The sequence below is a fragment of the Nitrobacter sp. JJSN genome, from assembly GCF_051912485.1.
GTDB lineage: Bacteria > Pseudomonadota > Alphaproteobacteria > Rhizobiales > Xanthobacteraceae > Nitrobacter.
The window spans coordinates 2,067,876-2,088,488 of record NZ_CP196822.1 but is presented as its reverse complement, the minus strand read 5'-3'; the positions used below and the strand labels follow the sequence as shown (position 1 = coordinate 2,088,488).

Genomic DNA, 20,613 nt, shown 5'->3' with positions numbered 1-20,613 from the left:
GGCCGATCGCCAGATGACGGCATGAGCGCGCCAGCGTCAACCAATCACGGTTCGATCACAAATGTCGGGGGAGGGAGCGAAGCTCTTGCGTCATGGCGCCTTCGCAGGGCAAGTAGCCTTATGATTCACGACGTTTCCGTTCCTGCCGCGCTGGTCGCGGGCCTTGTCAGCTTCCTGTCGCCCTGCGTCCTGCCGCTGGTGCCGCCCTATCTGATCTATCTGACCGGCGCGACCATCGAACACGTATCCAACGACGAGACGACCAGGGCCTCGAAGCGGGCCGTGATGCTCGCCGCCTTGACGTTCGTGCTCGGCTTTTCCACGGTGTTCGTCGCGCTTGGCGCCAGCGCGAGCTTCGTCGGCGGCCTCATCCGGGCCTGGTCGGCGCAACTGTCGATCGTCGCCGGCATCGTTATCATCGTGATGGGCCTGCACTTTCTGGGCCTGACGCGGATCGGCTTTCTGATGCGCGAAGGACGGCTCACCGCGCCGAAGCCGGTCGGCCTGTGGGGCGCCTACGTAATGGGACTCGCCTTTGCGTTCGGCTGGACGCCGTGCATCGGGCCTATCCTTGCGGCGATCCTGTCGGTCGCGGCGGCGGAGGCTACTGTCGTGAAGGGGGCCGGGTTGCTCGCGGTGTATTCGGCGGGGCTCGGCATTCCGTTCCTGCTGGCGGCGTTCATGATCGAACAGTTTGCCTCGCTGTTCAATCGCATGAAACGCCACCTCCATACGATAGAGCGCGGGATCGGTGTGTTGATGGTGCTAACCGGCATCGCGTTTCTCACCGGCACGATCTCCAACGTCAGCATCTGGTTGCTGGAGACTTTTCCGGCGTTGCAGAATTTCGGGTAGCCGGTTCAGGCTTGCCTTGTCGTGTCCGGCATGAAAAACGCCCCGGCGAACCGGGGCGTTGAATGTCACGGCAAATCGGTATGCTGTCTTATACCAAGACTCGCTGATCAAAACCGGTACGCCCAATCACGCATTCCGATGAACATAATGCGCCAAGGCTGATCGATTAGCCTGTTCCAGGCGTAGCAGCAGTGATCGACGATATCTTCGTAGGACTTGAACACGCGGTTCGACAACCAATTGTCGCGCATGAACTGCCAGACATTTTCCTGCGGATTAAGTTCCGGGCATTTCGCTGGCAGCGGCAGGATCGTGATGTTGGGTGGAACGATCAACCGGCTCGACAGATGCCAGCCGGCCTGGTCGAGCAGCAAGATGGCATGCTTGCCTGGCGTGACCTCGGTCGCGATTTCGGCCAGATGCAGGTTCATCGCCTCGGTGTTGCATGCGGGCAGGACGAGGGCTGCGCCCTTGCCGTCCTTCGGGCAGATCGCGCCGAAGATGTAAGTGGAGGCGGTTCGCTGGTCGCGCGGCGCCGAAGGCCGCGTTCCGCGCCGCGCCCAACGTCGCGTGATCTTGTTCTTCTGGCCGATGCGCGCCTCGTCGCCAAACCATATTTCTATATCGGCTGGATCGACGCTCTTGTCCTTCGCAATTTCCGCCACTCGGGCTGGGAAGGTTTTTTAAAATTCTCGATCGCGCCCTCGGCTTGCGCATGATGGCGCGGACGGGCGCTGAGCTTGCGATAGCCCATGCCTCGCAGCTCCCGGCTCAGAGTCTGCTTGGAGACTGTGACCCTGAACTCCTCATACAGCCACTGGCAGAGATCGACGATGCGCCAACGGACAACGCCGTGAATAGCAGGGATCGGCCCGCTTTCGATCACGGCGGCCAACACCTGACGATGCTCGTCCTTGAGCCGGGACGGTTGCCCGGGCGCCTTGCGATCGAAAAGGCCGTCCGGGCCGAGTGCATTGAACTTCATCACCCAGTCGCGAACAATTTGCACACCCACTCCGCCGATCCTGGCTGCTTCCGTCCGCGTCGCACCGTCGTAGATCGCGGCCAGAGCCAGAAGTCGCCGCGCCTGCGGCCCATCTTTCGACCGCCTGGCAGCGGACCGTGTCGTCTGTGCGTTGAAATCAGCCCGGAGTGGTAGAGGCGACATGGTGAACCTCCCTCGTTCGCCACGTTGAATCAGCCCGCCGCTGATTTGAAAAGCCCCACAGAGTCACGCTCCCCGAGATTTGGTATTACGTCCCCTTGCCGGGGTCGAGTTCGGCATAGTTGCCTTTGTCGTCCCATTTGTAGATGACATAGTCGATTGCCTTGATGTCGCCCTTGGCATCGAATTCCAGCTTGCCGAGCACGGTATCCCACGCGCCCGCCTTCATGGCCTTCATGACTTTCACGGGATCGGTCGTGCCGGCCTTGGCGGCGGCCTGTGCCCACACCTGCATCGCCGCATAGGTGTAGAGAGTGTAGCCCTCGGGATCGACGCCCTTGGCCTTGAATCGATCGACGATCATTTTGGCCGCCGGCTTCTTGCGCGGATCAGGGCCGAAGGTGAACAGCGTGCCCGCTGCGGCCGGGCCGGTGATCGACGCAAATTCCTTGTCGGCCAGCGCGTCACCCGCCATCAGAACGGTCTTCATGCCCTGATCGCGCATCTGGCGCACCATCAACCCGGCTTCCTGATGATAGCCGCCGACGAAGACCAGATCGATATTGTCGCGCTTCATGCGCGAGACGATCGCGGTGAAATCCTTGTCGCCCTTATTGTACGACTCGAACATTTTCTCCTGGAAGCCGGCCTTGTTAAGCGCCTTTTTGGTTTCGTCAGCGAGGCCTTTGCCGTAGGTCGTCTTGTCGTTGAGAATGGCGACGTTCTTGCCTTTGTAATTCTTGAGGATGTAATCGGCGGAGACCAGACCCTGCTGATCGTCGCGGCCGCAGACCCGGGCGACGTTCCAGAGCTTGCGCTCGGTGAACAGCGGATTGGTCGAAGCGGGCGTGATCTGCAACACGTTGCCGTCGGCATAGGCCTCCGAGGCCGGAATCGACGATGACGAGCAGTAATGTCCCGCCACGAATGGAATGCCCCGGCTGGCGATCTTCTCCGCGACCGAGCGGGCCTGCTTCGGATCGCAGGCGTCGTCGCCAACGAACAGCGCGAGCTTCTTGCCGAGTACGCCGCCAGCTTCGTTCAGATCGGCTATCGCCTGATCGGCGCCGTTCTTGAGTTGCCGGCCGAACGCGGACTCGCCGCCCGTCATCGGGCCCGCCACTGCGATGGTGATGTCCTGCGCGAACGCGACCGACGACAGAGCGAGCGACGCCCCCAGGGCCAGGCCGATGAGCTTCAATGGTGTCATACGTGGTCCTCGCGATGATCTTTGAAGGAAGGTTCGGCCGGCGCCAGATAATGAGCTGACGCATTGTCGGCTGAATCGGCGGCTAAGTCATCGGCAATTTGAGGTTGCGCGTCATTCCGCCGCCGTAATCGAGCGGAGTTTCGCCGCGTTGTCCCCGCGAAAGCAGTGATCATGTACGATTCGAAGAACGCTAGGTTTTCCGGCCGCCTTCCAGATAGGCCGCGCGGATTTCAGGCCTTGCCAGCAGTTCGGAGCCGGTTCCGCTGAGCGTGATCAGGCCATTGACCATCACGTAGCCGCGGTGCGCAAGCCGCAGCGCGTGGTTGGCATTCTGCTCGACCACCAGCACAGTCAGGCCGTCCTCGCGATTGAGCGTGCGAATCGCATCGAAGATGTGGCGGGCGATCAGGGGCGCGAGTCCGAGGGATGGCTCATCCAGCATCAGCAATCGCGGGCGGCTCATCAGCGCGCGGCCGATGGCCAGCATCTGCTGCTCGCCGCCGGACAGCGTGCCGCCGCGCTGGGTCAGACGCTCCTTCAGACGCGGAAACAAAGTCAGCACGCGCTCGAGGCTCGCCGCGCGGTCGCGTTCGCCCGACTCGGTTGCGTCGGCGCCCATCTGCAGATTTTCGGCGACGCTCATGCGTGGGAAAATTCGCCGTCCTTCGGGCGACTGTGCGATGCGCATGCGCGCGATCTCGTGGGTCGCCATGTCGGTGATGTCGCGACCGTCGAATTCGATACTGCCGGCCTTGGCGCGTGGACGGCCGAAAATCGTCATCATCAGCGTCGATTTGCCGGCGCCGTTGGCGCCGATCAGCGTCACGATCTCGCGGGGCCTGATGACAAGATCAACGCCTTTCAGCGCTTCGATCTTTCCGTAGGCCGCGCGCAACCCGCGGGTCGCGAGCAGGGGTGTATCCTGCGAAGAGCGGGCGGTTGGAATTTCGTCTTGCAGCGCGGTCATGTGGCGACTCCGGCCGTGATCTCCTCGTCATCGCCGGTGCCGAGATAAGCCGCGATCACCTTGGGATCGTCGCGGATGGCGCGCGGCCCACCGTCCGCAATCTTGACGCCGTAGTCCAGGACCACGATGTGGTCCGAAATCTCCATTACAACCGACATGTCATGCTCGATCAGCAGAATCGAGGTGCCATGATCGTCGCGGATCGACAGCAAAAGTTCGTTCAGCGCGGCGCTTTCCCGCGCGTTCAGGCCGGCGGCGGGCTCGTCGAGGCAAAGCAGCGCCGGCTCGGTGCACATGGCGCGCGCGATTTCGAGGCGGCGCTGGTCGCCGTAGGGCAGGTTGCCGGCAGCGTCATCGGCGCGTTGGAGCAGGCCGATGCGATCGAGCCAGGATCGAGCCAGATCGATAGCCTCCCGCTCCGCCGCGCGCCACGACGGAAGTCCGAGCAATCCGAGCAGCGTGAAGCCTGATGCGCGCATCAGCGTGTTGTGCTGGGCGACCATCAGGTTCTCTAGCGCCGTCATCCCCGGAAACAGGCGGATGTTCTGAAATGTGCGGGCGACTTTCGCCAGCTTGGAAATCCGAAAGTCATTCAGCCGCTCGAGGCGCAGAACGCGGCCGCCGGCGTGCGTCAGTCGCATCGAACCGCCACTCGGTTTGTAGAAACCGGTGATGCAATTGAAGACGGTGGTCTTGCCTGCGCCATTCGGCCCGATCAGCGCGGTGATCTTGCTTCGCCGCGCGGCGAAGGACAGATCCTTGACCGCGACGATTCCGCCGAAGCGCATCGACAAGTGCTCGACGGTAAGGATGTCGTCGCCGTCGGTCATCCGTGACCTTCCTTGACGAGGTCGGATGAGATCGCCCGGTTATGCTCGAGAAAAACCGTCGGCGATCGGTGGCCGATCAGGCCGCGCGGCCGCCAGATCATCAACAGCACCATGACGCCGCCGAACACCAGCATGCGGAATTGATCGAGGCCGCGGAACAACTCAAATCCGCCAATCATTGCAATCGCGGCGAGTGCCACACCAAGCTGCGAGCCCATGCCGCCGAGCACGACGATGGCGAGAACCAGTGCCGATTCCTGAAAGGTGAAGGATTCGGGACTGATGAAGCCCTGGCGGGTCGCGAAGAAAGCGCCGGCGAATCCGCCGAACATGGCGCCGGTGGCGAAGGCTGAAAGTTTTGTCGTGGTGATATTGATACCGAGCGCTCGGCAGGCGACTTCATCTTCGCGCATCGCTTCCCAGGCTCGGCCGATCGGCAGTCGCCGCAGGCGGATGGTGACCCAGTTGGTGAGCAGCGCCAGCACAAGAATAATATAGAATAGGAACACGATGCGGTGGGTCGGGGAGAAATCGATGCCTAGTTTTGCGGCAAGCCCATCCTCACCGGGAGACAGCGGAATGCCGAAGAACGTCGGTCGCGGAATGCCGCTGACGCCGTTCGGCCCGCCGGTGAGATCCTGCCAGTTGATGATGACGAGGCGAATGATCTCTCCGAACGCCAGCGTAACAATAGCGAGATAGTCGCCGCGCAGCCGGAGCACCGGGAAGCCGAGCAGCACGCCCCAGAACGCGGCGAGCAGTCCGGAGATTGGCAACAGCACCCAGAACGCCCATGGTCCGAGTTGCACGAAATCCATCGCGATATAAGGATAGGTCTCCATAAAATATGGAAACGGCAGGCCGCTTTGCGCCAGCAGTGCATAGGAATAAGCGCCGACCGCATAGAATGCGACGTAGCCGAGGTCGAGCAGGCCGGCGAGGCCGACGACGATGTTGAGGCCCCAGCCGAGCATGACATAGGTCAGCACCAGAATGCCGAGATCGAGCAGGTAGCGCTGATTGTAGAAGATCACCGGCACCAGTAGCGCGAAGATCAGCAGCGCCGGCCCGAGCAGCCGGCGCGCGATGCGGAAGCCGGTCTGGACCGGCGGCGGAATGATCCGCACGGCGTCTACGGGCCCCCACCAGCGCCGAAGCAGTTCGAGGACGATGCTGCCGCCAAACACGATGGCGACCATCGCGGCGAGTTCGCCGAAGCGCGTCGTGTAGGTCAGTTGCCCGCTTTCGTTCGGATGGGTGCGGATGCCGACCATCAGCGAAAACAGGATCAGCGCCACGCAAGCGCTGATGACGGATTTCTTCAGGATGAAGACGATGGCAGCATCGCGCGTCGCGGTTTGTTGTCTCGAAGCTGGCGCTGCCACGTCGGATCCGTCAGACTTTTTCGACTTCGGGCCGGCCAAGCAGGCCGGTAGGCATGAAGATCAGCACAACAATGAGGATCGAGAAGGCCGCGACGTCCTTGTACTCGACCGAAAAATAGGCCGACCAGAGGGTCTCGATCAGCCCGATCGCAAGGCCGCCGAGCATCGCGCCGGGCAGCGAGCCGATGCCGCCGAGCACCGCCGCCGTGAATGCCTTGATGCCCGCGACGAAGCCCATGAAGAAATCGACGAGGCCGTAATAGAGCAGGTACATGATGCCTGCGACGGCGGCGAGCGCAGCTCCGATCACGAAGGTCATGGAGATAGTGCGATCGACGTCGACGCCGAGCAACGCCGCCATCGTTTGATCCTGCTCGCAGGCGCGCATGTCGCGGCCGAGGCGGGTGCGCGATACTACCCAGGTGAAGATCGCAAGCAGCACCACCGTCGTGAGCACCACGGCGATCTGCACGTTGGACAGCCGCACGGTGAAATCACCCTGTTCGTACAGGCTGTGACCGCCGGTAATGAGCGGCGGTATCGGCTTGACCTGCGCGCCCTGTGTCACTTGCGAAAAATTCGACAGCACGAACGACATGCCGATCGCAGACAGCATCGGCGCGAGGCGGAACGAATGTCGCAGCGGCCGGTAGGCGATGCGCTCGACGGCCCAGCCGTAAACGGCAGTGACTGCCATGGAGACCAGCAGCACGACAAGCAGGATCAGCGGCACGGCGGTGAGGCCGATCGATACCAGGATCAGGAAGGTGATGAGCGCGATGAAGCCGCCGATCATGAAGATGTCGCCGTGAGCGAAATTGATCATGCCGACGATGCCATAGACCATCGTGTAGCCGATCGCGATCAGGCCATAGATCGAGCCGAGCACGAGGCCGTTGATCAGTTGCTGGGCAAAATAATCCATGCGCTGCCGTAATCTGCGTCCCCAACGCGGCGATATCGGACGCGGTGATGGGCTCCGGCAGCCGGACCGGCGCGTCTTGAATCAATGTCTAACAGTGGCGACCGGGTGCGGCAACCGCGGCAACTGCGTCCGGGCATCCAGCGGCTATACATTTCGCTCGCGCGCCTTTCCGGTTCCGGCAGCACGGAGAGGTCGTGGCAAGGTGGCCAGAAGCCAGGTCGGCAGCTGCAGGACTGGAGCCGGCAACAGGAGTTCCCTAGGCTTCCAGAAATCCCGCCGCAAAGGCCGGATTGTGTTTTCCTGCTCGCGGCCGCCACGTTGTCCACAGGGCGATGGGCCCATTAAGGTAAATAAAGGGTTTCAATTGTCCGCCCGAGTTTACAGGGGTTACCTCGCCATCAAGGCCGCGCCGGGCTCCGGACAACGGCGGCCACGCAAACAGCGGATGGCGATATGGCGACGAATTCCTGGCGGATCAGCACGGTCAATGGCGCATTGTTGGCGCTCTATTTCGTTCCGGTATGGACCGTCGTGGCGTTCAAGATCGTGGTGTCGCCGGTACACGGCCTTTATGATCTTCCCAATGTTGCGGTGGCACTCTTCCTGAGCGACCACCTCAATTTTGCAGCGATGAACACGGTCCGCTTTGCTTGGCTGCTCGCGCTCGGCAAGATGACTGTCGTCGCGTTTTTCGCGGTATTCCTGTTGATGACGACTCGCGCCTCGATCCGGAAATCCGGCGGCTGCGACGAGGCGTTGGCGTTGGCGCTCGGAATCGGCAGCCTCATCACCTTCGGCAGCATGGTGATGGCTTCACGGGTCGGTGAGATGGCCGCGATGCGCCTGCACGCGACCGAACTGCTGCTGCTGCTCGGTGGTGCGATCCTGATGGCGGTCGAGCCGCCGTTCCAGCGCGATGCGCCGGTGCGACAATGGCCGCCGCAGCCGGAAATCTATCCCTTCAGCAGCCCCGGTTCCTGAACGATCGCGCAGGCTCCATGTCCCGCTTGGTGGGCCGCCGACGTTCATTGATTACCGTTGCATCAGGAAGCCGGCCACGGCCTCGGTGAAGGCGTGCGATTGCTCGACATTGGAGATGTGTGCGGCGTCGAGGATGGTCATGCTGGCGCCGGGAATCTGGCTGCGGATGTATTCGCCTGCCGCGACGGGCGTCCCCGTATCGTGCCGCCCGGCGATCACAAGCGTGGGGCTCTTGATGCGCGGCAGCAGCGCCCGCTGATCCAGCGTGCTCAGCGCCTCGCAGCAGGCGATGTAGCCCTCCGGTGGAGACGCGCTCAGCATGGCCTTCAGCCTCGCCGTGATCTGCGGCTCGCGTTCGCGAAAATCGGCGGTCAGCCAGCCGTTGATCACGGTGTCGACGATCGCAGCGAGGCCGCCATCCTTCACGGCCTTGATGCGGGTGTACCAGTTGGTCGGGTCGGGATAGTAGCAACCGGTGTTGGCGAGAATGATGCGATCGAAGCGTTCCGGCGCGTTCGCTCCGAGCCATTGGCCGACCATGCCGCCCATGGACAATCCGCACCAGTGTGTCTTCGCGATATTGAGATCATCCAGAATCGCCAGCACGTCGCGGCCGAGCCGCTCCATCGAATAGGGGCCGGGTGGCATGCCGGACTTGCCGTGGCCGCGCCGGTCATAACGCACGATGCGGAACAGTTTCGATAGCGCCGCCATTTGTGGCTCCCACATCTGCAGCGTGCAACCGAGCGCGTTCGACAGCATCAGGGTCGGGCCGCCGTCGCGTCCCTCGACGGAGACATTGAGCAGGCAGCCGTCGGCATCGATCATGGGCATTGAATTTCCTCCCGCACACTCAAGCGTTCTAGTTTGGAGCGATCCGTTCCACCATGGAAATCGTGTCGCGATAGTTATGCACCGCGTCTTCGGCCACGATCCTCTTTCTTTTTTATCCGCCGTTTCCTACCTGATGGGCGAACGCCGTCGAGCGGGGGCGGCATGCGGTCGAGGAGGCAAACGCATGGCCATGACGATGAACGGTGAAGTCCTGCTCGCAGCGTCCCGCGTCGCGGTTTGGGCCAAGCTCAACGATCCCGAGGTTTTGAAGATGTGCATTCCCGGTTGTGAGGAATTGACCAGGACCGATGCGAATGAATTCCAGGCCGTCGCCAAGATGAAGGTCGGTCCCGTATCCGCCCGCTTCAAGGGCAAGGTGACGCTCAGCGATCTCGACCCACCGAACGGATACAAGATTTCGGGCGAAGGGGAGGGCGGCGTCGCCGGTTTTGCCAAGGGTAATGCGACTGTGTTGCTGGCCGATCAGGACGGCGGTACCCTGCTCAAATACGATGTCGAGGCGCAGACCGGCGGCAAGCTGGCGCAATTGGGCCAGCGGTTGATTAGCGGTACGGCCAAGAAGCTGGCCGACGAATTTTTCGCGAACTTCGCCAAGGTGGTTCAGGGATAGGCCTGTCAAAGGGTTCGTTTCATCACGACCGGTGTTGCCCGCATAAGGTTGCCCATTATCGGGATGGCCCATATCATGTTATAATATTGAATGATTTTTGAACGACTGTTTAATGTGGGGCAGTTAAAGAGAGCGCCGATGGCCAAGATTTCGCTGATCGTGAACGGCAATCCGACCACCGCCAATATCGACCCCCGCACGCTGCTGGTGCAGTTCCTGCGCGAAAATCTGCGCCTCACCGGCACCCATGTCGGATGCGACACCTCGCAATGCGGTGCCTGTGTCGTGCATCTCGACGGCAGAGCTGTAAAGTCATGCACTACACTGGCGGTAATGGCAGACGGGCACGAGGTCAGGACCATCGAAGGCCTCGCCGTGGACGGTGCGCCGCTGCATCCGATGCAGGAGGCCTTTCGCGAGCACCACGGCTTGCAATGCGGCTTCTGCACCCCGGGCATGATCATGACCGCGATCGATATGGTCCATCGGAAGGGGCACGATCTCGACGATCGCACCATTCGTGATGAGCTGGAGGGTAATCTCTGCCGCTGCACTGGTTATCAGAACATCGTCGAATCGATTGCGGCCGGAGCCATGGCGATGGCGAAATCGGATCTTTCATGAGCTTGAAGTCTCGACATCGCGCTATGATTCCGGGAACCTAAGCCATGTACGCATTCAAATATCATCGACCGGCGACGGTACGGCAGGCCGCCAACCTGCTGGTCAAGAACGAAGACGCCATGCTGATCGCCGGCGGCCACACGCTGCTGCCAGTCATGAAGCAGCGGCTCGCGAGCCCCGCGCATCTGATCGATCTCTCCCACATAGAAGGTCTCGACGGCATAGAGATGAAGGGGCGCTCGCTCGTGATCGGCGCGACCGCGAAGCACGCCGACGTCGCTAATTCGCCGATCGTGGGCGAGGCGATCCCGGCGCTGGCCGAACTCGCCGGTATGATCGGCGATCCCGCCGTGCGTCACAAGGGCACCATCGGCGGCTCGCTCGCTAACAACGACCCGACCGCCGACTATCCGGCTGCCTGCCTGGCGCTCGGCGCCACCATCGTCACCAACAAGCGCCGCCTGAAGTCGTATGAGTTTTTCCAGGGGCTTTTCACCACGGCGCTGGAGAACGACGAGATTATCACCCGGGTGATGTTTCCGCTGCCGAAGAAGGCGGCCTACCAGAAATTCCGCAATCAGGCCTCGCGCTACGCGCTGGTCGGCGTATTCGTCGCCAGGCGTCCGTCGGATGTGCGCGTCGCCGTCACCGGTGCTGGCGAGGATGGCGTGTTCCGCGTGACGGCATTTGAAGAGGCCTTGAAGAAGAGTTTCAAGTCGAAGTCGCTCGAAGGATTGCTGGTGCCGGATGCCGGCCTCAACAGCGACTTACATGGCAGCGCGGAATATCGCGCACATCTGATCGGGGTGCTTGCGCGGCGCGCCGTCGATGCCGCGAACGGCAAGGTATGACATGTGGATGTTGGTTGGGTCCGGTCAGGTTTCATTATGATGACGACATTAGTGCTGCCGACCTCCGTCGATGCGACGCTCGACTTGCTGGCGAAGCACGGCTATCTCGCCGAGCGGTCGCTGGCGACGGTTGTGTTTCTTTCGCTGCGTATGGGACGGCCGCTGTTTCTCGAAGGCGAGGCTGGCGTCGGCAAGACCGAGATCGCGAAAGTGTTGTCAGCCGCATTGGGACGCAAGCTGATCCGGCTGCAATGTTACGAGGGCCTCGATGTCGCGTCGGCTGTCTACGAGTGGAACAGCGCCTCGCAAATGATTGCAATCCGTCTGGCGGAAGCGGCCGGCGATACTGATCGCGAGCAGTTGTCCAGCGACATCTTCGCTGAGAGATATTTGATTAAACGGCCGCTGCTTCAGGCGCTGGAGCCGGATGTGGCCGGCCCGCCGGTGCTTCTGATCGACGAACTTGACCGTGCTGACGAGGCTTTCGAAGCCTATCTCCTGGAAATCCTCAGCGACTTTCAGGTGACGATCCCCGAACTCGGCACCGTCAAGGCGTCGGCGCCGCCGATCGTCATCGTGACATCAAATAGGACCCGCGAAATTCACGATGCATTGAAGCGGCGTTGTCTTTATCACTGGGTCGATTATCCTTCCGCTGAGCGAGAGCTGGCGATCGTCAAATCGCGTGTGCCCGGAATCTCCGCGAAATTGTCGCAGCAGGTGGTTGGTTTTGTGCAGGCACTGCGCAATCAGGACCTCTACAAGAATCCGGGCGTCGCAGAGACCATCGACTGGGCGACGGCGTTGACCGAGCTCGATGCTCGTTCGCTGAACTCCCAGGTTGTCGGCGACACCATCGGCGCGCTCTTGAAATACCAGGATGATATCGGGCGAATGCAGGGCGACAGCTTGCAGAAGGTGTTGAAGGAAGCGACCAGCGATCAATAGAACGGGAAGCGCATGGCCATCAATCATCTCAACCCGCCGACCGGCCGGATCGCCGACAACGTCGTCGGCTTTGCGCGCACGTTGCGCGCCGCCGGGCTTCCGGTGGGCTCGGGCGCCGTCATCGACGCGCTGAATGCCTTGCGCCTGATCGACATCGGCAACCGCGCCGACGTCTTCACCACGCTTGAATCGATTTTCGTGACACGCCACGAACATGCGTCGATCTTTGCGCAGGTCTTCGATCTGTTCTTCTGCGCCGCGGAGGAATGGAAAAACATGCTGGATTCGATCTTATTACCGGACCAGGCAAAGAAGCCGCCGTCGCCCGCGTCGCGGCGCGTTCATGAGGCGTTCGCGCAGCCCGGGGTCTTCGGCGAGCGCGAGACCCTCCAGGAGCAGGAGATACGGTTTTCCGTCTCCGATCGCGAGTTGCTGCAGAAGAAGGACTTTGCCCAGATGAGCGCGGCGGAGATCTCCGAGGTCACGCAGGCCATTGCGAAGATGAGGCTCCCGCAGGCCGAGCTGCGCACGCGACGCACCCGGCCCGATCATCGGGGAGCGCGGCTCGATCTGCGCCGGACGCTGCGCGGAAGCCTGCGCACCGGCGGCGAGATTGTCGATATTCATCGCCTTGGCTTGATCGACAAGCCGGCTCCGATCGTGGCGCTGCTGGATATCTCCGGCTCGATGAGCGAATATACCCGGCTGTTTCTGCATTTCCTCCATGCCATTACCGATGCGCGCAAGCGCGTCTCGATCTTTCTGTTCGGGACGCGTTTGACCAATGTGACCCGTGCGCTGCGCGCGCGGGATCCGGACGAGGCACTGGCCGCCTGTTCATCCGTGGTCGAGGATTGGGCCGGCGGGACACGGATCGCGACCTCGCTGCACAATTTCAACAAGCTGTGGGGTCGGCGCGTGCTCGCGCAGGGCGCGATCGTGCTGCTGATTACCGACGGGCTGGAGCGTGAGGTCGACTCCAAACTGGCGTTCGAGATGGATCGGCTGCACCGATCCTGCCGCCGGCTGATCTGGCTTAACCCGCTTTTACGCTATGACGGCTTTGAACCAAAGGCGCAAGGAATTAAAATGATGGTGCCGCACGTTGACGAATTTCGTCCGGTGCATAATTTGTCATCTATCAAGGGGCTGTTGGCCGCGCTATCCCCTGCGCCGGTGCAGCGTCGCCGCGATCCCCTCCGTCCCGCAGCTTGAGTGAGTGGTCGTCATGTTCGATCGCGATGAGGATATTCTGAAGGCGGCAGAGGACTGGCAGAAAGCCGGCCATGGCGTTGCGCTCGCGACGGTCATCGAAACCTGGGGCTCGGCCCCGCGTCCCGCGGGTTCGAGCCTCGTCATAAACGACGACGGCACGTTTCTCGGCTCGGTCTCCGGCGGCTGCGTTGAAGGCGCCGTGGTGACCGAGGCGATGGACGTGATCTCCAGCGGTGCGCCCAAGATGCTGGAGTTCGGTGTCGCTGACGAAGCCGCGTGGACCGTCGGACTGTCCTGCGGCGGCATCATCCGCGTTTTTGTCGAGAAAATCGGCTGACCGTGAAATGAAGCTTTCCGCGCTAGCAGAGATCAATAGGGAGCGGGCCGCGCGGCGGCCGGTAATCGTGGTTACCGATATTGGTAATGGCGACCAACGCGTCGTGAAGGCTGCCGACCTCGCTGGCGATCCCCTGCGTGCGGAGTTGGACAAACATCTGCGCATGGGCAAGAGCGGAACAGTCGAAATCGATGGCCGGAAGCTGTTCCTGAACGTCTATGCACCGACAGCGAAGCTTGTCATCGTCGGCGCGGTTCACATCAGTCAGGCGCTGGCGCCACTGGCGCGTTCTCTCGGGTATGACGTCACGGTGGTCGATCCGCGCACGGCATTTGCGAGCCCGGAGCGGTTTCCCGATGTGGTGCTGATCGCTGAGTGGCCAGATATTGCGCTGCCGCCGCTCAATATCGATCACTATACCGCTTTCGTCGCCGTGACTCACGACCCCAAAATTGACGATCCGGCGTTGCTGCACGCTGTCGAGAGCGATTGCTTCTACATCGGAGCATTAGGCTCGCGGAAGACACACGCCACGCGCGCCGACCGGCTCAAAGCACAAGGCGTTTCCGAGGCCGACATCGCACGCATTCATGCGCCAATCGGGCTGGAGATTGGCGCCATTTCACCCTCCGAGATCGCCGTGGCCATCATGGCGGAAATCACGGCGCAGCTAAGGCTGCCGAAAGCGAGCGCGGCATGAAATTCGGTTCCGCTACTCCGGACGACGCGATCGGCGGTGTCACCGTTCATACGCTGCGGCAGGGTACGTTTGTGCTCAAAAAAGGCACCACCATCGGGCCTGTGGAGGTTGAGGCGCTCAACAGAGCGGGCGTGAAGGAGGTCGTCGTCGTCCGCCTCGAGGACGGTGATGTATCAGAGGATTTGGCGGCGGCGGATGTCGCGAAAGCTGTCGCCGGCGATGGCGTCACGGTGGAACGGGCCTTCACCGGCCGGGCCAACCTGTTCGCGGCGAGGGCCGGCGTGCTCGTGATCGATCGCGTGGCGGTCAACCGCATCAACAATGTCGACGAAGCCATCACGTTTGCGACGCTTCCGGCCTACAAGCCGGTGGTCCAGGGCGAGATGATCGCGACCGTCAAGCTGATTCCATTCGGCGTCGAGACGCAGCTGCGCGATGCGGCGGTGGCGGCGGCGCGCAGCGACGTTCTGCGCGTTGCGCCTTACCGCATCAAGCGCGTCGGTGTCGTCTCGACCATACTCCCTGGTCTGGCGCCGAAGGTGATCGACAAGACCTTGCGCGTGACCGCCGAACGACTCGCGCCCACAGGCGCGACGATCATCGCAGAGCGCCGCGTGCCGCACGACCAAACCGTGCTCTCGGCGGCAATCAAGGAGATGCTCGATCTCGGTGCTGAACTGGTCATCGTGTTCGGTGCATCGGCGATTGCCGACCGCCGCGATGTTATTCCCGTGGCTCTCACAGGTGCCGGCGGCGTGGTCGAGCACTTCGGCATGCCGGTCGATCCCGGTAACCTGCTTCTGATCGGAAAAGCGCGCGGCGTGCCGGTGCTGGGCGCACCGGGTTGCGCCCGGTCTCCTGTTGAGAACGGGTTCGATTGGGTACTGATGCGCCTGCTTGCTGGATTGAAGGTCGCACGCCGCGACCTGACCGGCATGGGGGTCGGCGGGCTGCTGATGGAAATCGTGACGCGGCCGCAACCGCGTATTTCGCCTGCGACTGACAGCAACAATAATATCGCGGCGGTGATCCTCGCCGCCGGTCGTTCGACCCGCATGGGCGGTCCCAACAAGCTTTTGGCAGAGCTGCGGGGCAAGCCGCTGGTCCGCATCGTGACCGAACAGGTGCTGGCATCGAAAGCATCGAGCGTGACCGTCGTCACCGGCCATCAACCCGCCGAGGTCGAGCGCGCGCTGCGCGGGCTGAACGTTACGTTCGTGCATAATCCGGATTTCCCCACAGGTCTCGCCAGTTCTATCAAGGCCGGCATCGGCGTGGTTCCGAAAGACGCCGGCGGCGCCTTGGTCTGCCTCGGCGACATGCCGCTGATTGATGCGCATCTCCTCGATCGGCTGATTGCGGCCTTTGCGCCGGATAGCGGCATGTTGATCGCGGTCCCCGTCAACGATGGCAGTCGCGGCAATCCCGTGGTGTGGTCGCGGCGATTCTTCGGAGAACTGATGTCGCTCGACGGTGACGTCGGCGCGCGTCATCTGATCGCGCGTCACAGCGAGGTCGTCGCGGAAGTCGCAGTTGAGGGTCAAGGCGCGTTTCTCGATATCGATACGCCGCAGACACTGGCGGCGGTTCAACGCGGTTGATCGCGGCCCATTGCCGTGAAGTTTGCATGTCCTTGCAGTAGGTGTTTATAGAAATTTCTGTTCTAATTGAGATAGATAGGTTGCAATCACGACTGATTGACCGCCCGTAGGAAAGTTTGCTCTTTATTATGACTGACTGGTCAGTCATAATAATATCTATGAAAACTGCAAAATCCGAACGGCGAAAGACCGCTACAGCGAACTCCGCCAATGGCCGATCTGCCGCAAGCAAGGCCGGTGCGACGACGCCCACACAGACCGGCGGGACGGCCAAGCCTCCGAACCGCGCAGCACGCGCGGCGCAGCGGCGCGCCGCGATCATCGCGGCTGGTCTCGATGAATTCACCGCGCGTGGTTTTGCCGCCACCCGTCTGGACGATGTGGCGAAGCGGGCAGGCGTTGCCAAGGGCACCATCTATCTGCACTTCAAGGACAAGGAGGCGCTGTTCCAGGAGCTCGTGCGCACGGCGCTTGTGCCGCTGATCGGAAATCTGACGGCCTTGCCTGCCGCTGGTGGATCGGTTCGCGAGATCCTCGAACGCTTCGCCGAGGCTTTTGTGCGCGACATTGCCGAGACCAAGCGCGGCGATATCGTTCGCCTGATCATGGCAGAGGGCACGCGCTTTCCGTCGCTCGCCGATTTCTACTTTCGTGAAGTCGTTTCGCGCGGCATCGAGGGTATGCGCAAGCTGATCGCGTACGGTATCGCGCGCGGAGAAATTCGCAATGCGCGCCTTGCCGACTTCCCCCAGATCGTCGTTGCGCCCGCCATGGTTGCCGTGATGTGGCAGGGCCTGTTCGGCCGGCATGCGCCGCTCGATGCTGTAGCGATGCTGAAGGTCCATCTCGATCTGATCTTTGGCGAACGGAGAGTGTCATGACCCCGCTGCGCGTCATCGTGCGTGTCGGTGCTGCGTTGGCGCTGGCAATCCTCGTTGCCGGCTGCGGCCAGAAGTCGCCACCGGGCTATCAGGGCTGGGTCGAGGCAGACATGATTTTTGTCAGTCCCGACGAGAGTGGCCGCGTCACCAAACTGAATGTGCGCGAGGGCGATGCTGTCGAGGTCGGCGCACAGCTCTATTCGGTCGACGATGACTTGCAGCAGGCTGATCACAATCAGAACGAGGCGACGCTGGCGAATGCGCAGCAGACTTACGACCGCGCGGCATCGCTGAAAAAGACCGGCGCCGGCACGCAGGCCACTCTGGATTCCGCTGTCTCGGCGCTGCGCGTGGCGGAGGCGCGGGTCATCACCTCGCGCACGCGACTGTCACGGCGCAAGGGCTTTGCGCCGGTCGCCGGGACCATTCAGCAAATTTATTTTCGCGAAGGCGAAATGACGCCAGCGCAACGGCCGGTGTTGTCGATCATGCCGCCAGGCAACATGAAGATCCGGTTCTTCGTCTCGGAACCGGATTTGCCGAAACTCAGGATTGGGCAGGACGTCCGCATCACCTGTGACAACTGTGCGCCGGATCTGACGGCAAAGATTTATTTCATCGCCACCCAGGCGGAATACACACCGCCGGTGATCTACAGCCTCGAGGAGCGCAATAAGCTGGTGTTTCTGATTCAGGCGCGCCCTGACAAACCGGACAGTCTCCGCGTCGGACAGCCGATCACCGTTCAACTCGACGCCGCGACACACTGAAGGCCGCGCTATGAGCCAGGTAGCCATGAAAGCTTCCGACGTCGCGATCGAGGTTTCCGGCCTGTCGAAGTCGTTCAACGGCCGCGAGGTGGTGCACGACCTGTCCATGCAGGTGAAGCGCGGAATGATCTACGGCTTCCTCGGTCCCAACGGCTCGGGAAAGACCACCACCATCCGCATGCTGTGCGGACTACTGACGCCGGACAGCGGCGAGGGCACCTGTCTCGGCTACGACATCCGCCGCGATGCCGACAAGATCAAGCGCCGGGTCGGCTACATGACCCAGCGTTTCAGCCTGTATCAGGACCTGTCTGTACGCGAGAACCTGGAGTTCGTCGCACGACTCTATGGCATCCGTGATGCGCCCGGCGCGGCACTGGCCATGATCAAACGGCTCGGTCTCACCGGTCGCGAGGAGCAGCTTGCGGGCGAATTGTCCGGCGGCTGGAAGCAACGCCTTGCGCTCGGCGCCTGCACGCTGCCGAACCCGCAGCTCCTTCTGCTCGACGAGCCAACCGCTGGCGTCGATCCCAAGGCGCGACGCGAATTCTGGAACGAGATTCATGCGCTGGCCGCGAATGGCCTGACGGTTCTGGTCTCGACGCACTACATGGACGAGGCCGAACGCTGTCACGAGATCGCCTACATCGCCTACGGTCATCTGCTTGCGCACGGTACCGTGGATGACGTCATCGCAAAGTCTGCGCTGACCACCTACACGGTCGCGGGCGGCGATCTCAACGGACTGTCGGCCGAGCTTGCCGGGAAGCCGGGCATCGACATGGCCGCGCCGTTCGGCACCAGCCTTCATGTCTCCGGCCGCAACAAGGCCGCGCTCGAAGCGACGATCGCGCCGTATCGCGCCCGTGACGATCTGCATTGGCAACAGAGCGAGCCGTCGCTGGAAGACGTGTTCATCGAACTGATGAGTCGTTCGAAGGACAATTTCCAATGAGTGTCGCGGACGACCATTCCGCCGAAAGGGAAATGCCGTTCGGCTTCTGGCGGCGCAGCTACGCCATGCTGGTAAAGGAGTTCATCCAGCTCCGGCGCGACCGGGTGTCATTCGCGATGATCGTGATGATTCCGGTGATGCAGCTTCTGCTGTTCGGCTATGCGATCAACACCACGCCGCGCCATCTGCCCACCGCGGTTCTGATGCAGGAGGATAGCGACCTCGCGCGCTCCATTCTCAAGGCGCTGGAGAACACGTCCTATTTTCGCTTTACGCAGGAGGTGCATGACGTCGATAGCTTCGACAATCTCCTGAAATCCGGCGCGGTTCTGTTCGGCATCGAGATTCCGCGCGGCTTCGAGCGCGGCGTGCGGCGCGGTGACCGTCCGGCGCTGCTTGTCGCCGCCGATGCCACCGATCCCGTCGCCGCCGGCTCCGCGCTGAGCGCGCTCGGCCCGATCGTGCAGACCGCGCTCGCGCACGATCTGTACATTGGCGATCCACCCGATCCGCCATTCGAAATCCGGGCGCATGCGCGTTACAATCCTGCGGCATCCTCGCGGCTGAACATCGTGCCCGGGCTTGTCGGCACTATCCTCACCATGACCATGCTGATCTTCACGGCCTTGTCGGTCACGCGCGAGATCGAGCGGGGCACGATGGAAAGCCTTCTGTCGATGCCGATCACGCCGGTAGAGGTGATGATTGGCAAGATCCTGCCCTACGTGCTGGTGGGATTCATTCAGGCAGCTTTAATCATCGGCATCGGGGCGCTGCTATTCCGCGTTCCTATCGACGGAAGCCTGACGCTATTGGCTTTGCTGTCGACGCTGTTCATCACAACCAATCTCGCCGTCGGATATACATTCTCGACCATCGTGCAGAACCAGCTCCAGGCTATGCAGATGTCGATGATGTTTTTCCTGCCGAGCATTCTGCTGTCCGGATTCATGTTTCCCTTCGCCGGCATGCCGGTCTGGGCACAGTATATCGGGGAGTGCCTGCCACTGACGCACTATGTCCGGATTGTCCGCGCCATCATGCTGAAGGGCGCGACGCTGCAAAATCTGCAATACGACACGCTCGCGTTACTGGCACTGATGCTGGTGGCCATGGTGATCGCAGTGACACGGTTCCGTCGCACACTGGATTAGACTAGGGTCGCCGCCGGAAAGAGTCCTAGCGGCGATCCGCGACGGCTGCGCTGGCCTTATGACGCTGGTGAAATGTCACTTCCGGAACAGAACGCCGATGCGTCCATAGATTCCGCCGCGGTGAAAACTATCCTCGACAAAACCAGAGCCTACAGACCATTCCATGGCGCCGGTCTTGAAGCCGGTGAGGTGCGCGCCGATCCGGTACTGGGTGCTGAACTCGTCGGCCGATGCAGAGACTTCAGGTCCGATCCAGAACCGATCGAGGAGGCGCCAGCCGGCCGCCGCACGAGCGCTGTATTCTGTGCCGATCGTCGTGGCCGAGGCGGCGGCGGCCACCATCATTATTGGCGTAGGCTCCCACCATATCTCCGTCGCGAAGCGCGCGCCGAAATGGTTGCCGCGCAGCGTGTCGGTCGGGATGTCGGGCTTCAACGCATGGCTTTCGACGGCGGGTCCGGCGAAGACCTTGATCTCGACATTGCCGCGCTTGATGCGCCAGCCTGGCAGAATCGAGGCGCGGAAGATGTTGGTGGTGAAGCGCTGCGTCGGCGTGTCGTAGCGTTCGAAATCGTCGGACATGAACAGACGGATGAGAAGGCCGTCCTTGTTCAGGTCTCCCTGCGGCGCCAGCATCATTCCGCCGTAGCCGGTCTGTCCGTTGCGCCAGAGATCGACGCCGCTGAAAAACAGGAATCGTTCGGGTTTGGAACCGCCGCTGAGGTTGTCGGCCAGTGTCGGACTGGCAGCCGTCGGCTGGGCCAATGGCCGACCTATGGTCGCGCACATCAGCA

General features: G+C 61.9%; 22 protein-coding genes. 14 read left to right on the top strand and 8 right to left on the bottom strand.

Annotated elements, in window-relative coordinates; genetic code table 11:
* Nucleotides 1-120: 120 nt before the first annotated feature.
* Nucleotides 121-855, top strand: coding sequence for a cytochrome c biogenesis CcdA family protein (locus tag ACSZOQ_RS10445; protein ID WP_439922476.1), 735 nt, complete (start codon nucleotides 121-123; stop codon nucleotides 853-855).
* Between the two features lie 107 nt (nucleotides 856-962).
* Here the strand turns inward: ACSZOQ_RS10445 and ACSZOQ_RS10440 are convergent.
* The 6 genes from ACSZOQ_RS10440 to ACSZOQ_RS10415 all read right to left on the bottom strand — a co-directional run bounded on the left by ACSZOQ_RS10440 (nucleotide 963) and on the right by ACSZOQ_RS10415 (nucleotide 7,337).
* Nucleotides 963-2,023, bottom strand: a protein-coding gene (locus ACSZOQ_RS10440) for an IS630 family transposase (protein WP_439922475.1) whose coding sequence is annotated in 2 segments (ribosomal slippage) — nucleotides 963-1,534 and nucleotides 1,534-2,023 — 1,062 coding nt in all. Because the reading frame shifts where the segments join, the coding sequence is not laid out codon by codon here.
* An 85-nt stretch (nucleotides 2,024-2,108) separates the two neighbouring features.
* A complete protein-coding gene (locus ACSZOQ_RS10435) occupies nucleotides 2,109-3,230 on the bottom strand; it encodes a branched-chain amino acid ABC transporter substrate-binding protein (protein ID WP_439922474.1) in 1,122 nt (373 codons plus the stop codon).
* A gap of 190 nt (nucleotides 3,231-3,420) precedes the next feature.
* On the bottom strand, nucleotides 3,421-4,197 hold the full coding sequence (locus ACSZOQ_RS10430; RefSeq protein ID WP_439922473.1) for an ABC transporter ATP-binding protein: 777 nt from the start codon (nucleotides 4,195-4,197) through the stop codon (nucleotides 3,421-3,423).
* Nucleotides 4,194-5,027, bottom strand: coding sequence for an ABC transporter ATP-binding protein (locus tag ACSZOQ_RS10425; RefSeq protein WP_439922472.1), 834 nt, complete (start codon nucleotides 5,025-5,027; stop codon nucleotides 4,194-4,196). The genes ACSZOQ_RS10430 and ACSZOQ_RS10425 overlap by 4 nt, the downstream gene beginning before the upstream one ends.
* Entirely contained in the window at nucleotides 5,024-6,412 is a 1,389-nt protein-coding gene (gene livM, locus ACSZOQ_RS10420) for a high-affinity branched-chain amino acid ABC transporter permease LivM (protein WP_439922471.1), read from the bottom strand. The genes ACSZOQ_RS10425 and livM overlap by 4 nt, the downstream gene beginning before the upstream one ends.
* 10 nt (nucleotides 6,413-6,422) lie before the next feature.
* The gene (locus ACSZOQ_RS10415) at nucleotides 6,423-7,337 is read right to left on the bottom strand and encodes an ABC transporter permease subunit (protein WP_439922470.1); all 915 of its coding nucleotides are present in this window, start codon (nucleotides 7,335-7,337) and stop codon (nucleotides 6,423-6,425) included.
* A gap of 453 nt (nucleotides 7,338-7,790) precedes the next feature.
* Here ACSZOQ_RS10415 and ACSZOQ_RS10410 point away from each other — a divergent pair, with 453 nt between their 5' ends.
* Nucleotides 7,791-8,318 (top strand): hypothetical protein, encoded by a 528-nt coding sequence (locus ACSZOQ_RS10410; protein ID WP_439922469.1) that lies wholly within the window; start codon nucleotides 7,791-7,793, stop codon nucleotides 8,316-8,318.
* Nucleotides 8,319-8,369: 51 nt separating this feature from the next.
* Here ACSZOQ_RS10410 and pcaD read toward each other — a convergent pair whose 3' ends face one another.
* On the bottom strand, nucleotides 8,370-9,152 hold the full coding sequence (gene pcaD / locus ACSZOQ_RS10405) for a 3-oxoadipate enol-lactonase (protein WP_439922468.1): 783 nt from the start codon (nucleotides 9,150-9,152) through the stop codon (nucleotides 8,370-8,372).
* Nucleotides 9,153-9,336: 184 nt separating this feature from the next.
* On the opposite strand from pcaD, the gene ACSZOQ_RS10400 reads away from it, so the two are divergent.
* From ACSZOQ_RS10400 to ACSZOQ_RS10345, 12 genes are all read left to right on the top strand, one after another.
* Nucleotides 9,337-9,783: an SRPBCC family protein gene (locus tag ACSZOQ_RS10400; RefSeq protein ID WP_439922467.1), complete on the top strand. Its 447-nt coding sequence runs from the start codon at nucleotides 9,337-9,339 to the stop codon at nucleotides 9,781-9,783.
* Nucleotides 9,784-9,921: 138 nt separating this feature from the next.
* Entirely contained in the window at nucleotides 9,922-10,407 is a 486-nt protein-coding gene (locus tag ACSZOQ_RS10395; protein WP_439922466.1) for a (2Fe-2S)-binding protein, read from the top strand.
* Between the two features lie 44 nt (nucleotides 10,408-10,451).
* Nucleotides 10,452-11,258, top strand: coding sequence for an FAD binding domain-containing protein (locus tag ACSZOQ_RS10390; RefSeq protein WP_439922465.1), 807 nt, complete (start codon nucleotides 10,452-10,454; stop codon nucleotides 11,256-11,258).
* A gap of 39 nt (nucleotides 11,259-11,297) precedes the next feature.
* Entirely contained in the window at nucleotides 11,298-12,206 is a 909-nt protein-coding gene (locus ACSZOQ_RS10385; protein ID WP_439926006.1) for an AAA family ATPase, read from the top strand.
* 12 nt (nucleotides 12,207-12,218) lie between these two features.
* Nucleotides 12,219-13,421 carry a vWA domain-containing protein gene (locus ACSZOQ_RS10380; protein WP_439922464.1) on the top strand — a complete coding sequence of 401 codons (1,203 nt, stop codon included), beginning with the start codon at nucleotides 12,219-12,221 and terminating at the stop codon, nucleotides 13,419-13,421.
* A gap of 13 nt (nucleotides 13,422-13,434) precedes the next feature.
* Nucleotides 13,435-13,758: an XdhC family protein gene (locus tag ACSZOQ_RS10375; protein WP_439922463.1), complete on the top strand. Its 324-nt coding sequence runs from the start codon at nucleotides 13,435-13,437 to the stop codon at nucleotides 13,756-13,758.
* Between the two features lie 7 nt (nucleotides 13,759-13,765).
* On the top strand, nucleotides 13,766-14,458 hold the full coding sequence (locus ACSZOQ_RS10370; RefSeq protein ID WP_439922462.1) for an XdhC family protein: 693 nt from the start codon (nucleotides 13,766-13,768) through the stop codon (nucleotides 14,456-14,458).
* Nucleotides 14,455-16,059 (top strand): NTP transferase domain-containing protein, encoded by a 1,605-nt coding sequence (locus ACSZOQ_RS10365; RefSeq protein WP_439922461.1) that lies wholly within the window; start codon nucleotides 14,455-14,457, stop codon nucleotides 16,057-16,059. Before ACSZOQ_RS10370 ends, ACSZOQ_RS10365 begins: the two co-directional genes overlap by 4 nt.
* 158 nt (nucleotides 16,060-16,217) lie before the next feature.
* Nucleotides 16,218-16,940 (top strand): TetR/AcrR family transcriptional regulator, encoded by a 723-nt coding sequence (locus tag ACSZOQ_RS10360; RefSeq protein WP_439922460.1) that lies wholly within the window; start codon nucleotides 16,218-16,220, stop codon nucleotides 16,938-16,940.
* Nucleotides 16,937-17,710 carry an HlyD family secretion protein gene (locus tag ACSZOQ_RS10355; protein WP_439922459.1) on the top strand — a complete coding sequence of 258 codons (774 nt, stop codon included), beginning with the start codon at nucleotides 16,937-16,939 and terminating at the stop codon, nucleotides 17,708-17,710. The genes ACSZOQ_RS10360 and ACSZOQ_RS10355 overlap by 4 nt, the downstream gene beginning before the upstream one ends.
* A gap of 10 nt (nucleotides 17,711-17,720) precedes the next feature.
* Nucleotides 17,721-18,665, top strand: a complete 945-nt coding sequence (locus ACSZOQ_RS10350; RefSeq protein WP_439922458.1) for an ABC transporter ATP-binding protein — start codon at nucleotides 17,721-17,723, stop codon at nucleotides 18,663-18,665.
* A complete protein-coding gene (locus tag ACSZOQ_RS10345; protein WP_439922457.1) occupies nucleotides 18,662-19,819 on the top strand; it encodes an ABC transporter permease in 1,158 nt (385 codons plus the stop codon). The genes ACSZOQ_RS10350 and ACSZOQ_RS10345 overlap by 4 nt, the downstream gene beginning before the upstream one ends.
* A 75-nt stretch (nucleotides 19,820-19,894) precedes the next feature.
* Here ACSZOQ_RS10345 and bcsS read toward each other — a convergent pair whose 3' ends face one another.
* A complete protein-coding gene (bcsS, locus tag ACSZOQ_RS10340) occupies nucleotides 19,895-20,458 on the bottom strand; it encodes a cellulose biosynthesis protein BcsS (protein ID WP_439922456.1) in 564 nt (187 codons plus the stop codon).
* Between the last annotated feature and the right edge of the window lie 155 nt (nucleotides 20,459-20,613).

What these genes read in the sequence shown, in the direction of transcription:
- ACSZOQ_RS10360 (WP_439922460.1), top strand. Translation starts at nt 16,218, where the DNA reads ATGAAAACTGCAAAATCCGAACGGCGAAAGACCGCTACAGCGAACTCC.
- ACSZOQ_RS10400 (WP_439922467.1), top strand. Translation starts at nt 9,337, where the DNA reads ATGGCCATGACGATGAACGGTGAAGTCCTGCTCGCAGCGTCCCGCGTC.
- ACSZOQ_RS10370 (WP_439922462.1), top strand. Translation starts at nt 13,766, where the DNA reads ATGAAGCTTTCCGCGCTAGCAGAGATCAATAGGGAGCGGGCCGCGCGG.
- ACSZOQ_RS10350 (WP_439922458.1), top strand. Translation starts at nt 17,721, where the DNA reads ATGAGCCAGGTAGCCATGAAAGCTTCCGACGTCGCGATCGAGGTTTCC.
- ACSZOQ_RS10445 (WP_439922476.1), top strand. Translation starts at nt 121, where the DNA reads ATGATTCACGACGTTTCCGTTCCTGCCGCGCTGGTCGCGGGCCTTGTC.
- ACSZOQ_RS10390 (WP_439922465.1), top strand. Translation starts at nt 10,452, where the DNA reads ATGTACGCATTCAAATATCATCGACCGGCGACGGTACGGCAGGCCGCC.
- bcsS (WP_439922456.1), bottom strand. Translation starts at nt 20,458, where the DNA reads ATGATGCTGGCGCCGCAGGGAGACCTGAACAAGGACGGCCTTCTCATC.
- ACSZOQ_RS10430 (WP_439922473.1), bottom strand. Translation starts at nt 4,197, where the DNA reads ATGACCGCGCTGCAAGACGAAATTCCAACCGCCCGCTCTTCGCAGGAT.
- ACSZOQ_RS10365 (WP_439922461.1), top strand. Translation starts at nt 14,455, where the DNA reads ATGAAATTCGGTTCCGCTACTCCGGACGACGCGATCGGCGGTGTCACC.
- ACSZOQ_RS10345 (WP_439922457.1), top strand. Translation starts at nt 18,662, where the DNA reads ATGAGTGTCGCGGACGACCATTCCGCCGAAAGGGAAATGCCGTTCGGC.
- ACSZOQ_RS10415 (WP_439922470.1), bottom strand. Translation starts at nt 7,337, where the DNA reads ATGGATTATTTTGCCCAGCAACTGATCAACGGCCTCGTGCTCGGCTCG.
- ACSZOQ_RS10435 (WP_439922474.1), bottom strand. Translation starts at nt 3,230, where the DNA reads ATGACACCATTGAAGCTCATCGGCCTGGCCCTGGGGGCGTCGCTCGCT.
- ACSZOQ_RS10375 (WP_439922463.1), top strand. Translation starts at nt 13,435, where the DNA reads ATGTTCGATCGCGATGAGGATATTCTGAAGGCGGCAGAGGACTGGCAG.
- ACSZOQ_RS10385 (WP_439926006.1), top strand. Translation starts at nt 11,298, where the DNA reads ATGACGACATTAGTGCTGCCGACCTCCGTCGATGCGACGCTCGACTTG.
- ACSZOQ_RS10380 (WP_439922464.1), top strand. Translation starts at nt 12,219, where the DNA reads ATGGCCATCAATCATCTCAACCCGCCGACCGGCCGGATCGCCGACAAC.
- ACSZOQ_RS10425 (WP_439922472.1), bottom strand. Translation starts at nt 5,027, where the DNA reads ATGACCGACGGCGACGACATCCTTACCGTCGAGCACTTGTCGATGCGC.
- ACSZOQ_RS10355 (WP_439922459.1), top strand. Translation starts at nt 16,937, where the DNA reads ATGACCCCGCTGCGCGTCATCGTGCGTGTCGGTGCTGCGTTGGCGCTG.
- pcaD (WP_439922468.1), bottom strand. Translation starts at nt 9,152, where the DNA reads ATGCCCATGATCGATGCCGACGGCTGCCTGCTCAATGTCTCCGTCGAG.
- ACSZOQ_RS10395 (WP_439922466.1), top strand. Translation starts at nt 9,922, where the DNA reads ATGGCCAAGATTTCGCTGATCGTGAACGGCAATCCGACCACCGCCAAT.
- ACSZOQ_RS10410 (WP_439922469.1), top strand. Translation starts at nt 7,791, where the DNA reads ATGGCGACGAATTCCTGGCGGATCAGCACGGTCAATGGCGCATTGTTG.